The following is a 12,871-nucleotide window of genomic DNA, read 5'->3' on the forward strand; positions in this document are numbered from 1 at the left end:
GGGGCGCCTTTCACGCTTGGCCGAAAGTCTGGCGCTGGGCGCCGAGGCCGCCGGCGGAGAGTTCGACGGTGTCGCCGGGGCGCAGATAGGGGGTGCCGGGGAGGCCGAGGGCCACGCCCGCCGGCGTACCGGTGTTGATCACGTCGCCCGGTTCCAGGACCATGTACTGGCTCAGGTACGACACGATGTGGTCGACCGGGAAGATCATGTCGCTGGTGTGCCCGTCCTGCCGCTTCACGCCGTTGACGCTCAGGTGCAGCCCGAGGTCCTGCGGATCGCCGACCTCGTCGGCGGTCACCAGCCACGGTCCGAGTGGGTTGAACGTCTCGCAGGACTTGCCCAGGTCCCATTGCGAGGAGTACTCCAGCTGGAACTCCCGCTCCGACACGTCATGGCTGATCGCGTACCCCGCGATCACGGCCCGCGCGGCTTCCGGACCGTCGAGGTAGCGGGCCCGCCGTCCGATGACGACCGCCAGCTCGACCTCCCAGTCGGTCTTCACGGAGCCGCGGGGGATCAGCACCTCGTCGTACGGGCCGACGACCGTGCCCGGGTCCTTCATGAAGACCACCGGACGTGTGGGGATCGCCGCACCGGTCTCGGCGGCGTGGTCGCGGTAGTTCAGCCCGACGCAGACGATCTTGCCGGGACGGGCTACGGGTGCTCCGATGCGCAGCCCGACCGGGTCCAGCTCGGGCAGTTCAGCCGCCGTGACGGCCACCCGGGCCCGGTCGACTCCGCCTGAAGCCAGGAAGACGCCGTCGATGTCCGGCGTCACGGACGACAGGTCAAGCAGCCGGCCGTCGTCGGTGCGGACGGCGGGCCGCTCCTCGCCGGGCGCGCCGACTCGTAGAAGTCTCACTGGCTTCTCCTTGCCATGAGTGGTGGTCAGTCGGATGTCGCCGGGGGAGTCAGATGCCAGATCTCGGTCAGGTCCGACCAGCTGCCCCCGGTACCGGTATCGGCCCAGGGCTCCTGGCAGGGGCCGGTGAGCTCCCACCAGGCGCGGGTGGCCGTGTCGGCGCCGATAGCGGCCATATCCGCCTCGAAGTCGTCGCCGTGGTACTCGAAGTAGCCGAACAGCGTGTCCTCGCGCAGAAAGATGCTGTAGTTGCGGATGTTCGCGGCCCGCAGCGCGGCCTCGACCCCCGGCCAGACCGCGGAGTGCAGGCGCAGATACAGGTCACGGTGCTCGGGCCGCAGGCGGATCGTCTGGGCAACCCGTTTCATCGGGGTCCTTCCGGCGAGTGTGGGAGGCGTCGCCAACACGGCGGCTCAGCCACTACGGAGCGGCGCCAAGAGTGCGGCTGCTGCCTCACTCCTTGGTCGCGCCGGCGAGCATGCCGGTCACCAGAGCACGTTGGGAGAAGAGGAAGACGATCAGGACCGGCACGATGGTCACCAGGGTGGCCAGCGCCAGTTCGGGTCGCATGATCTGGTTGCCCGCGCCGCTGGAGGTGTTGAACAGCGGCGAGGCGGCGAGCAGATTGTTCAGCCCCACCTGCGCCGGATACTGGGAGCTGTCGGGCAGCATCACGAACGGCAGGAAGAAGTTGTTCCAGTTGCCGACGAAGTTGAAGAAGCCGACCAGGGCGATCACGGGCTTGGCCAGCGGCATCGCGACGAGACGGAAGACCTGCCACTCCGAGCACCCATCGATCCGTGCTGCGGACAGCAGGTCGGAGGGAACATTGGAGGAGAAGTAGATGTAGGTGAGGTAGACCCCGAACGGGAAGAAAGAGAACGGCAGGATCACCGACCAGATCGTGCCGTCCAGGTGCACGGCGTTCATCCCCAGGTACAGGGGAAGCACCATCGCGGCTGTCGGCATGAGCATCACCAGCATGGTGATGGTCAGCAGCATCCGGCGCCCGATGAACTGAGTGAGAGCCAGCGCGTACCCGGCGGGGACCGATGTCACGAGGGTGATGGCCAGTGCGCCGAAGGTGTAGAGCGCCGAGTTCTTCAGCCAGGTGAGGATGGCGCCTTGCTGGAAGGCGTAGAGGTGGTGCCAGGCGTCGGCGATCGCGGTGAGGGAGCCGAAGGAGAACGGGTTGTCCCGCACGATCTGGCCGTCGGTCTTGGTCGTGGCCAGCAGCAGCCACACCACCGGCACACAGAAGAACAGCACGGCCAGGCCCATGGCGATGAGCCAGGTCAGCCGGGCGGCCAGTGAGCTTGGGCGGCGCTTCCGGCGCATGGGCTTCCTCGGGCTGGTGCGGGCGCCGGCGGTACGGGGCGGCGGGTTTCGGCGGGCTGCGGTCGTGGGAGCTGTGGTCATCCTTCGTCCCTCTCGAACAGGCCGGTACGGAAGACGACGAGCGCCGCGCAGGCGAGGCCCAGGATGAGAAGGTCGACGGAGAGCGCCGCCGCGCCGTTGAAGTCGCCAGCCTGGAAGGCGTACTGGTAGGAGAGCTGGTTCGGTGACCAGCTGTCGGGGATCATGCCCCAGCTGGCGAGGGAGACCAGTTGCGGCTCGACGAAGAGCTGCGTGCCGGCCGCGAAGGCCAGGATCAGCATGTACGCGATCCACTTGGTGATCATCGGGATCTGGATGCGAAGGGCGATCTGGAGCGTGCCGGCGCCGTCGATGCGGGCGGCCTCCAGGATTTCGCCGGGGATGCTGTTGAGCGCGCCGTACATGACCACGATCCACCCGCCGGCCCCGGTCCAGAAGGCGATGACGGTGAAGAGAACCGGCAGGTGGCCGGGGGCGTTGACCTGGGCGAGGGTGTTCCAGCCGAAGCCCTTCAGCAGCCAGCCGACGGGACTGGCCGCCGGGTCGAGGAGGATGAGGAAGAGCAGTACGCTCGCCACCCCGGCGAGGGCCCCCGGCAGGTAGAACAGGAACCTCAGGGTGGTGGAGGCCCTGCGCATGCGGCCGTGCAGCATCAGGGAGAGCAGCACCACCAGGATCATCAGGCCGGCCAGCCAGACCACCAGGTACAGGCCGATGTGGAGGAAGGCCGGTCCGAAGCGGTAGTCGGTGAACGTCCGGGTGAAGTTGCCGAGTCCGACGAGTTGGTTGCGGGAGTTGGACAGCGCCAGCCACACCGCGTAACAGGTGGGCAGGACGCCGAAGGCGAGCAGGAGGAGGACATAGCCGGAGACGAAGACGTAGCCGGCGCGTCCGACCGGGTTGCGGGCCGAGGGGCCGCCGCGGCGGCCGCTCCGCTCCGTTGCGAGGTGGGTGGTCATCGGTCCGCTTCGCTAGTTGACGGTGTATCCGAGGGACTTGGCCTTGTCGGTGATGGCCGTCTGCCAGGTGCCCAGGGTGTCCGTGAGGGTCTTGCCCGAGTTCAGGGCGGGGATCACGGTGGAGGAGTAGATCGCCTCCTGGCTGTACTGGGTGGCGGACCAGCCGGGCCAGATGAGTTCCGCTGCCTCCTGGAAGACCGGGCCGACGTCCTCGGCGAAGTAGCCGGTCTTCTTCTGGCCGGCGAGCCAGGCGACGGCTGCCTTCTTGTACGCGGGGTAGGTGCCCGCGGTGCCCTGGTAGGCGTCGGAGGTTGTCATCCAGGTGACCAGGTCGGCGGCCGCCTTGAGGTTCTTGCTGTGGGAGGAGACGAACCACAGTCCGCCGCCGACGTTGCCGGTGTAGTTCTTGGCGTCGCCCTCGAACTTCAGCGGGGAGGCGGCGGCGATCTGCCCCTTGGGGATCTTGAAGGTGGAGTTGAAGAGCACCTGACCGAACCAGGAGGGGCCGGGGAGCATCAGGACCTTGCTCGCCTGGTTCTTGATGAAGCCGGCACTGAAGACGGTGTCCTTGGCGACCGATCCCTTGGCGATCAGACCGTCGAGCAGCTTGGCCATCCGGGTGCACTTGGGGTCGTGCAGGTCCACGGTGACCTTCTTGGCGCCGGTCGTGGTGCTGGCGGTGCACTGACTCGCCCAGAAGTACACCTCAGGAGTCCAGGCGTCCCCGGCCGTTCCGACCAGGTATCCGGGGTGTTCCCTGGCCACCTTCTCGCCGAGAGCCTGGTACTCCTCCCAGGTGGTCGGGACGGAGTAGCCCCACTTGCCCATGAGCTCCTTGTTGTACCAGAGCACGTTCTGGGCCAGGTCGTTGCGCAGACAGTAGGTGCCGCCGTTGAACTTGCAGGGGTTCAGTGCGCCGTGCGCGAAGCCGTTCAGGGTCGACGGCTGGATCAGGCCCTTGTCGACGGGCGCGGCATAGGGCGTCTTGCCCTGGGCGGCCCAGCTGCCGTCGTTGACGTTGGCGCTGAAGGCGACATCGGGCCAGCCGCTGCCGGTCCGGTCGAACAGCTGCACCTTGGTCTGCAGGTCGTTGGCCCCGTTGGCGTCGCCGCTGTACGTGACGATCTTCAGCTTCACGCCGGGGTGCGCCTTCTGGTATGCCTGCACGCCGGGCACACGGGCGGCGTCCGCCCAGACCGTGATCTCGCTGCCTTCCTGCTGCGCGACAGGCTTGAAGGCAGCGGGGGAGGAAGTCGCCGGGGGCGTGGGGTCCGCGCTGCCGCAGGCAGCGAGCGCGAGCAGGGAGACGGTGCCCAGGACGGCGACTGCCGCGTGTCTGAGCTGGCGGCGGGAGGAAACCGGAACGTCGTCGTTCATGACTGACCTCAGATCTTGGGAAAAGGCGCACAACAGGGAGAGGCGCCGCGTTCGGGGTGTTCGAGTCAGGCGGTCGGGCCTGCGGTCCGGTCATCAGGCCCGGGGCGGAGTGACGGTCTCCTTGTCGACAAATCCCTGAAGGACGGGAGGATAATCCAAGCCCGCAGGAAGGGCGACGCCCGGACCGGTGGGGGCATGAACGAGGCCGTGGGCGTCGATGCCGCTCTCGCGACTGATGGGGTTGCCCATGACCAGCGACTCGTAGTACGTGGTGTTCGAGATGGCCATGCACAGATGCCTGTTGGGGATCTCCGGCCCGTGCACCTCGGCGCGCAGCCGGTAGGCGTCGGCGAGGTGGGCGGTGCGCATCGCGCCGGTGAAGCCGCCGCGCAGTTGGGTGGAGGCGCGGACTCCGAAGGTGGCGGCGCCGGCCTGGATGAAATCGGCCGAGTTCATATGCGCCCCGTCGGAGGTCTCGGCCACGAGGAGGGGGACGGCCACCGCGTCGGCGAGGCGCTTGTACGCGGTGACACTGAACTCCCTCATCGGCTCCTCGTACCAGAGGTAGTCGGCGTCCGAGAGAGCGTGCCCGAGATGGATCGCGTCGGGGAGGTCGAAGCCCGCCGAGCCGTCGAACATCAGCGGGACGTCGTCCCCCACATGCTCGCGCAATGCCACCGACAGGCGGGCGTCGCGGCGGGCGTCACCCCAGGCGTGGAGCTTGATGGCGGGGTAGCCGAGCTCCAGGGCCTGGTCGGCGATGTCCAGGTACTCCTCGATCGAGGAGTAGGTGACAGTGGAGGCATACGCGGGTATCGAGGTGCGGTAGCCGCCGAGCATCTGCCAGGTGGGCCGGTCGGAGAGTCGTCCGGCCAGATCCCACAGCGCGGTATCGACCAGCCCCAGCAGATAGAGGGGCAGCTCCTCCGTGCGGTCCAGCTCCCACATGCGGTGCCAGAGCCATTCCCGCTGCAGGGGGTCCTGTCCCACCAACTCCTTGCGCAGCACACGGTCCAGCAGGTCCGCCAGGATGACCCCGCTGCCCCGCCGAGGGGACATGGCCACACCCTCGGCCCCTTCGTCCGTGCGGATGCGCAGCACCGCGGCCTCGCCCTCGGACGGGCTGCCCAGGAGTCCGTCCCGCCAGACGAAGGGCGGACTGACTCCCGGCACCCGGACCGGATGGCACTCGACTTCGGTAACGCGCACGGCTTGCACCCCTTGGACCGGGAAGTAATGCTGCGAAATTTTCGTGTAACGTAAGTCGTCATACGAATGCTGTCAAGAAGTCCTGCGCAGTAGAATCGCCGTCATCCGCACCAGCAAGGGGGACACACATGGCCCAGGACAGCGCCGGCAGTGCAGGAGAGTCGCCCGTTCTCAAGCCCTGGCCCAAGCGTCCGGCCCGACTGGCGCAGGCCGTCATGGAGAGCCTGACCGACACGATCGTGTCGGGCGCCATTCCTCCAGGATCGACCCTGCCGGTCGAACCCGAGCTCTGCGAGACGTTCGGCGTCAGCCGCATCACCATCCGCGAGGCGGTCAAGTCCCTGGAGGCCAAGGGGCTGGTCCTCGCCCGGCAGGGCTACGGCACCACCGTCACCCCGCCAGAGGAATGGAACCTCCTCGACCCTGTCGTGCTCGCCGCGACCGTCCAGCACGACGACCAGCTCGTCGTCCTCGACCAGTTGGTCGACATCCGGTCGACGCTGGAGGCTCAGATGACGGCTCAGGCCGCGAAGCTGGCCACCGACGACGACCTGCGAGACATCGAGCGGCTGCTCGCCCGGCTAGACGAGGAGACCGCCGTCCCAGCACGCTTCATCGAGACCGATGTGGCCTTCCACGACCGAATCCTGCAGGCATCCCACAACAGGCTCGGCCGTTCCATCATCCGCATCCTCCATGCCCAGGCGCGCACGACGTACCTGTACAACGGCACACCGGACGCGATCGCGTGCGAGCGGGCCAACGCGGAGCACCGCGCAGTCGCCGAGCGGCTGCTGGCCCGGGACTCCGAGGGGGCCGCGCAGGCCATGGCGGCACACATCCAGACCGCCTGGAGCCGCCGCCGCCTGCCGAACGTGAGCTCCCCCGCCTCCTGAGCCCCCCGGCCTCCCGAGAGCACCCGCGCCGAACTTGCCCCCGAGCCGACAGGCCGGGGGCGTTCGCGTGCCCGGGCCGACCGCGGCCAACTCCGACCGAGTGGGCGTGCGGGATCTATTGACGAAATTCATATGACGTCTAATGTTACAGCCCTATTTCCCTTCCCCTTCTGTGCCTCTGGGCTCTCTCCTGCCCTCCAAGGGCACCGCAGGCCCCTCTGAACCACCCGGAAGGTGTCACGTGCGAACAGCCCGCATCCGTCCCGCGGCTCCCCAACGGCTCAGAACATGGCTGGCCACAGCCGCTGTACTCACGGCCTCGACCGCCGCAGTCCTCGTCCAGGCGAGCCCCGCCTTTGCGGCCGGCACGACGCTCTACGCCTCGCCGAGCGGCTCCGGCACCACCTGCTCCGCGAGCCAGCCGTGCTCCATCACCCAGGCCAAGACCAACGTGCGGGCGCTCAACAGCTCCATGACGGCCGACATCACCGTCGAGCTCGCCGACGGCACCTACCGGCTTTCCGCGCCGCTGGCCTTCACCTCGGCGGACTCAGGCACCGGCGGTCACACGGTGAACTGGAAGGCCACGCTGGGCGCCCACCCCGTCGTCACCGGAGCGCAGAAGGCCAGCGGCTGGACCGTGCAGGACTCGGCCAAGAACATCTGGAAGAGCAACGTCGGCACAGGCTTCGACATGCGTCACCTCTCCGTCGACGGCGTCCTGGCCACCAGGGCCCGCACCGCGGTCACCCGCTCGGACCTCACCGCGACCACCAGCGGCTACACCTTCACCAACAGCTCGCTGAGCTACCTCAACAGCCTCGCGCAGCCCGGCCGGACCGAGATCCACGGCATCGGATCCTTCACCGACCGCTACGCCCCGGTGACCGGCATCAGCAGCGGAACCATCACCATGGCCCAGCCCTCGTGGAACAACAACACGTTCGGCTACGACACCCTGACCAGCCCCTTCCGGGCCGGCCCCCTCTACATCGAGAACGCCTACGAGTTCCTCGACACGGCCGGTGAGTGGTACCTCGAAACCGCTACCGGCACCCTGTACTACAAGCCGCTCCCCGGGCAGGACATGAGCACGGCCGACGTCGAGGTGCCGAAGCTGCAGTCGCTCATCAACGTCGGAGGGACCTACTCCTCACCCGCCACCCACATCGCCTTCTCAGGCCTGCAGTTCTCGGGTACCAGCTGGCTGGACCCCACCACCGGCGGCTACGCCAGCCAGCAGACCGGCGCGTACCTCACCGGCACCTGGGACCGTCCGTCGGACGCGCTGAACTCCTGCCAGAGCGGCTGCCCGCTCTTCGAGGCGACACGCCCGCACTGGGAGCAGATGCCCTCCGCCGTCCAGGTCTCGGCCGCCGACCACATCACGTTCACCGGTGACCGGTTCACCCAGCTCGGACAGAGCGGCCTCGGTGTCGGCAACGACGCCAACGCCCACACCACCGGGGTAGGACTCGGCGCGGACACCATCACCGCGACCGGCAACGTCTTCACCCAGGACGCGGGCGGCGGCATCGTCGTCGGCGGCCTTCAGGCGGACGCGCACCACCCCGGTGACAGCCGGATGACCAACCGGAACATCACGCTGAGCAACAACCTCATCCATGACGTGGCGCTGGAATACCGCGACATGTCGGCCATCCTCGTCACCTATGTGAACGGTGCGACCGTCTCGCACAACGAGGTGTACAACCTGCCCTACTCCGGCCTCACCATCGGCTACGGCTGGGGCACCAACGACATCGGCGGCAGCCAGGACTACGTCAACCGGGGCCTGTACAACTACCAGCCCACCTACACGACCGCGACCACCGCCGCCGACAACCACGTCACCGACAACTACATCCACGACCTCATGCAGCAGATGACAGACGGCGGCTGCATGTACACGCTGTCGGCCTCACCGGGCAGCACCTTCGAACGCAACTACTGCCACACCAACGGCGGTTACTTCGGCTTCTACCACGACGAGGGCTCCCGGAACTTCACGGACAGCAACAACGTCTTCCGCAACACCGGCAGTTGGGGCCACGAGAACAGCAGCTCGACCAACAACACCGGCGCCCTGACCCTCACCGACAACTGGACGAACAACAGTTCCGCGAACATCACCAACACCAACGGCCGCGGTGACGTGGTGAGCGGCACCGTCGTCGTCGGCAACGGCAACTGGCCGTCGGGCGCCAGGACGGTCATGGACAGTGCCGGCATCCAGCCGCTGTACCGTCCGCTGACCACCGACCCGGTCAGCTCGCCCTACAGCGCCTACTCCTCCACTCCGGCCGACACCGGCCAGAGCGGCGGCCGATTCACCATCACCGACGCGGGCGCGGACATCTGGGGTGCCGGCGGACAGACCGACGACGCCTACGGCACCGTCTACCAAGCCGATGCGGCCGTCAACGGTACCTCGGTGACCGCCCGGGTCGACAACGTGGACAACACCAACGGCTGGGCCAAGGCCGGCGTCGTCCTGCGCAACGACCTCACGGGCAGTGGCTCCTCCGCCGGATACGCGGCTGTGGTGGTGACCCTGAACAACGGCGTCAGTTTCCAGCGGGACTCAAGCGCCGACGGCTACCTCGACCAGCTCACGTCCACCGCCGCCACCGTCAAGGCACCGGTCTGGTTGCGGCTCACCCGCACCGCCACCCAGGTGTCCGCCTACTACTCCACCGACGGATCCACCTTCACCCAGGTCGGCTCGACGGTGACCCTGCCGTCCATGGCGACCACCCAGGACGCCGGCGTCATCCACACAGCCCACAGCACCACCGCCGGCAGCGCGACCTTCAGTAACCTGCAGATCGTCACCTCTCCGTACAAGGCCTACAGTTCGACTCCGGCCGCGGTCGACCAGCACGGCGGAGTGACCTCCCTCACCAGCGCGGGCATCGACGTGTGGCGCTCCGGCACGCAGTACGACGACGAGTACGCCGCCGCCTACCGGACGGGGACCGCAGGAACGTCCTCGACCGTCACCGCCCACCTCGACAGCCAGGACAAGACCAACAGCTGGGCCAAAGCCGGTCTGATGCTGCGCAACAACATCGCCTCCGCCGGCTCGTCCACCGGGTACCTCGTCCTCGCCAGCACCCCCGGCAACGGAATCGCCCTGTCGTCGGACTCCAACGGTGACGGCTACCTCGACACCAACACCATCAAGACATCAAGCGCCACCGTCGCCCCGGTCTGGCTCCGACTGGTCCGGAGCGGCACATCGGTCACCGGCTCCTACTCCGCCGACGGCACCACCTGGACCACCGTCGGCACCGCAACACTGACCGGCGCGAACAGCACACTGGACGCGGGCATGTTCTCCACGGCCCACGCCGGAAATATGGGCACCGCGAACTTCAGCCAGTTCTCAGTCAGCTGACGAAGCGGTTCGGGCCACGGTCTCCGGGTGGTGGTGCGGTTTCCGCACCACCACCCGGAGACCCGTCATGTCCGCGCCGAACTCCGCGCGGCAGCGCAACCTCCACGCCCGCGGCATCGGTGGCGCCCCACCCATCCCTGGAGCGCGCAGACCCTTGAGGCCACATCGCCGGCGCAAGCACGTGGCTGGAAAGACTCCGCAGATGCCGCCCGCCTCACCGAGGGCATCCCCGCCGCCGTGCCGGCGTTCGACCACCGGCTGCCGGAACTCTGGGGCGGCGACGCCCGCACGGACACCCCCGCGCCCGCCTCCTCCCCGGCCGCCTGCCGACCACAAGCCCGGTCTGCCGCAGCAGCCGTCGCCCTCACGACCGGGATGACCGGCCTCGATCCCGACGTCCCCACAGGCCGCATCCACTTCCGACCGACAGGCCCACTTCCCGTCGGCGCACTCACCGTCTCGGGAAAACGGCTCGACTTCACCATCAACTCCGGCGGCCGGGTCGAGTCGGTAACAGCCCCTGCGGAACTCATCGTCGAACAACAGGCGGCGCTGCGGTCCTGAAGATCCCGCCATCCGAGCCGTAGGTGATCATTGCTGGCGGCACCTGGACACCTCGCACTGCCGCCGGTGCGACGCACTCACGCCTGGTCGGCCAGCCTCTGCCGCAGCGCGTCGTTGTCGTCGTGGTGGACGACCTCGTCGAAGCGCAGCCGCAGCCCGTGCTCGGCCAGCAGGCCGGCCACGATCGCGTCAAGCTGCTCGCGGTGTTCCTTGGTGCGGGCCTGTACGTACGCCTCGCGCACCTCGGCGGGTTCGTCGGCGAGGACCTCGTCCATGCGCTCGCGGATGTACCGCTTGAGGTTGATGTGTTCCATGAACACCTCGGTGATGCCCGCTTCGACGAGCTGCCCGAAGAGGTGGTCCAGGAGTTCGGGCCGGGTCGCGAAGTGGGGCAGGAGTGGGCCGACGAAGGCGAAGGTGGGGATGCCGGCCTCGCGTAGTTCCGTGAGCGTGCGCAGGCGGCGGGAGGCGAGCGGGGCGCGGACCTCCAGCCAGCGGCTGACCTTGTCGTCCGCGGTGGTCACGGTCATGCCGACCTCGGCGCGGGGCAGGCTGGTGAGCAGGTCGATGTCGCGGGTGACAACCGGCGACTTGGTCAGGATGCGGACCATGCCCGGGTACTCGACCGTCTTCAGCTCGCGCAGGATGCCTCGGGTGAGCCGGTACTTCGTCTCGTGGCCCTGGTAGGGGTCGGTGACCGAGCTGAGCAGCATCGTGCCGAGGCGCTTGTGCTCGGGCATCCTGGCCAGCTCCTTGCGGGCCAGCTCGACGGCGTTCCTCTTCACGTACAGGTAGTCGCCCCACTCCTTGGCCGACCGGCCGAACTGCCGCCCCGCGAAGGAGGCGAAGCAGTACGCGCAGCCCAGTACACAGCCGGTGTAGGGGTTGATCACGTAGTCGTTCGACGGGGTCTTCGACTTCTGGATCAGGGTCTTCGCCTCGATCTCGACCGGTTCCATGACGGGCTTCCTCTCTGCTGTCGGCCGCCCGCGCCCGGGTCGGCCCTGTTCCTGTGCTGTGCGCGGGGCGAGGTGACTGGACACCAAACCTGCATCACATGGAACAATAATCCCAGGAAGTTGATTCCATGGAATCTAAATGGTTTGCTGGACAGGCGGTGGCCGTTCCGGCGGGGCGTGGCAATCACCCTCCGGATCGAGCACGCCCTGGAGGGTCACCTGTGTCCCGATTTCGGACTCGCAAGGAGTGAGTGTCATGACCGTTCCCGCCTTCAACTCGGTCGCCTGGTTCGAGTTCGGCACCGACCAGCCGGAGAAGGTCAAGGAGTTCTACGGCGAGCTTTTCGACTGGAATCACGTCCTCAACACCAACACCCCGGGCGTCACCTATCACTCGGTGGTGCCGCCCGGTGCCCAGCAGCCGGCGGGCGGCGTGTGGGAGTCGGAGGGCAAGTTCCCCAACTATGCGATCTTCTACGTCCTCGTGCAGGACGTCACCGCGACCGTCGAGCGCGCCGGCGAACTGGGCGCCGAGGTACTCATGGAGCCGGTTTCTGACTCCGCCGGCTTCACCTTCGCCCGGCTGCGGGACATGGTCGGCAACCACTTCGGCGTCTTCTCCGTACCCGCCCCCTGAACCGGACGCGCAGGCCGCCGCACGACACCGCCGCACTGCCTGTCCCACAGCGCGGCCGACGGCCCTTCTCCTTCCGCCCCTTCCCCTGCCGGAGCCACCCGAGATCGAGGCCGCGTTGACCGAAGCCGGCCTCGCCGACCGCCTCGACTTCGCCCGACAGCCACCACCCCGCACAAGAACCCAAGGAGCAAACGACATGACCAGTTCGAACATCGACATCGCCCGCACCTACTTCCAGGCTGTCCAGACCGGAGACATGGCTGCTCTCGGCGAACTCCTCGACGCCGACATCGTCTGGCATCAGCCCGGCGCCAACCGGTTCTCCGGCGAGCACAAGGGCCAGGGCGCCGTCTTCCAGATGCTCGGCAGCATGATGGAGGCCAGCCGGGGCACCTTCGCCATCGACAAGATCCACTCCTTCATGGGCAACGGCGACCTGGTCGCCGCCACCATCCACTTCACCGGCAGCCATGACGACGCGTCGATGAGCATGGACGGCGTTGACCTCCTGCGCATCGAGCACGGCAAGATCACTGAGATGTGGCTCTTCTCCGCCGACCCGGCCGCAGAAGACGCCTTCTGGGGCTAGAGCCCGTGGTGTCCGGGGCCGACTCGGCCCCGGATACCCGCG

At 67.8% G+C, this 12,871-nt stretch carries 12 protein-coding genes; 5 read left to right on the forward strand and 7 right to left on the reverse strand.

What is annotated here, in order from left to right; all coding sequences use genetic code 11:
* Nucleotides 1-10: 10 nt before the first annotated feature.
* From RNB18_RS05105 to RNB18_RS05130, 6 genes are all read right to left on the reverse strand, one after another.
* Nucleotides 11-862 carry a fumarylacetoacetate hydrolase family protein gene (locus RNB18_RS05105; protein WP_311712920.1) on the reverse strand — a complete coding sequence of 284 codons (852 nt, stop codon included), beginning with the start codon at nucleotides 860-862 and terminating at the stop codon, nucleotides 11-13.
* Nucleotides 863-888: 26 nt separating this feature from the next.
* Complete coding sequence (locus RNB18_RS05110; protein WP_311712921.1) at nucleotides 889-1,230, reverse strand: L-rhamnose mutarotase; 342 nt, start codon at nucleotides 1,228-1,230, stop codon at nucleotides 889-891.
* An 85-nt stretch (nucleotides 1,231-1,315) separates the two neighbouring features.
* Entirely contained in the window at nucleotides 1,316-2,200 is an 885-nt protein-coding gene (locus RNB18_RS05115) for a carbohydrate ABC transporter permease (RefSeq protein WP_311713027.1), read from the reverse strand.
* 77 nt (nucleotides 2,201-2,277) lie between these two features.
* The gene (locus tag RNB18_RS05120) at nucleotides 2,278-3,198 is read right to left on the reverse strand and encodes a carbohydrate ABC transporter permease (RefSeq protein WP_311712922.1); all 921 of its coding nucleotides are present in this window, start codon (nucleotides 3,196-3,198) and stop codon (nucleotides 2,278-2,280) included.
* 12 nt (nucleotides 3,199-3,210) lie between these two features.
* The gene (locus RNB18_RS05125) at nucleotides 3,211-4,575 is read right to left on the reverse strand and encodes an ABC transporter substrate-binding protein (RefSeq protein WP_311712923.1); all 1,365 of its coding nucleotides are present in this window, start codon (nucleotides 4,573-4,575) and stop codon (nucleotides 3,211-3,213) included.
* A 93-nt stretch (nucleotides 4,576-4,668) separates the two neighbouring features.
* Nucleotides 4,669-5,784 carry an enolase C-terminal domain-like protein gene (locus RNB18_RS05130; RefSeq protein WP_311712924.1) on the reverse strand — a complete coding sequence of 372 codons (1,116 nt, stop codon included), beginning with the start codon at nucleotides 5,782-5,784 and terminating at the stop codon, nucleotides 4,669-4,671.
* 128 nt (nucleotides 5,785-5,912) lie between these two features.
* Between RNB18_RS05130 and RNB18_RS05135 the strand changes: the two genes are divergently transcribed.
* The 3 genes from RNB18_RS05135 to RNB18_RS05145 all read left to right on the forward strand — a co-directional run bounded on the left by RNB18_RS05135 (nucleotide 5,913) and on the right by RNB18_RS05145 (nucleotide 10,644).
* The gene (locus RNB18_RS05135) at nucleotides 5,913-6,680 is read left to right on the forward strand and encodes a FadR/GntR family transcriptional regulator (RefSeq protein WP_311712925.1); all 768 of its coding nucleotides are present in this window, start codon (nucleotides 5,913-5,915) and stop codon (nucleotides 6,678-6,680) included.
* Nucleotides 6,681-6,921: 241 nt separating this feature from the next.
* Complete coding sequence (locus RNB18_RS05140; protein WP_311712926.1) at nucleotides 6,922-10,080, forward strand: DUF1349 domain-containing protein; 3,159 nt, start codon at nucleotides 6,922-6,924, stop codon at nucleotides 10,078-10,080.
* Between the two features lie 237 nt (nucleotides 10,081-10,317).
* Nucleotides 10,318-10,644 carry a hypothetical protein gene (locus tag RNB18_RS05145; protein ID WP_311712927.1) on the forward strand — a complete coding sequence of 109 codons (327 nt, stop codon included), beginning with the start codon at nucleotides 10,318-10,320 and terminating at the stop codon, nucleotides 10,642-10,644.
* 77 nt (nucleotides 10,645-10,721) lie between these two features.
* Here RNB18_RS05145 and RNB18_RS05150 read toward each other — a convergent pair whose 3' ends face one another.
* Entirely contained in the window at nucleotides 10,722-11,603 is an 882-nt protein-coding gene (locus tag RNB18_RS05150) for an SPL family radical SAM protein (RefSeq protein ID WP_311712928.1), read from the reverse strand.
* 256 nt (nucleotides 11,604-11,859) lie between these two features.
* Between RNB18_RS05150 and RNB18_RS05155 the strand changes: the two genes are divergently transcribed.
* On the forward strand, nucleotides 11,860-12,240 hold the full coding sequence (locus RNB18_RS05155) for a VOC family protein (RefSeq protein ID WP_311712929.1): 381 nt from the start codon (nucleotides 11,860-11,862) through the stop codon (nucleotides 12,238-12,240).
* Nucleotides 12,241-12,436: 196 nt separating this feature from the next.
* Nucleotides 12,437-12,829, forward strand: a complete 393-nt coding sequence (locus tag RNB18_RS05160) for a nuclear transport factor 2 family protein (RefSeq protein WP_311712930.1) — start codon at nucleotides 12,437-12,439, stop codon at nucleotides 12,827-12,829.
* The last annotated feature ends 42 nt before the right edge of the window (nucleotides 12,830-12,871 follow it).

The sequence above is a fragment of the Streptomyces doebereineriae genome, from assembly GCF_031845645.1.
Classification (GTDB): Bacteria; Actinomycetota; Actinomycetes; order Streptomycetales; family Streptomycetaceae; genus Streptomyces; species Streptomyces canus.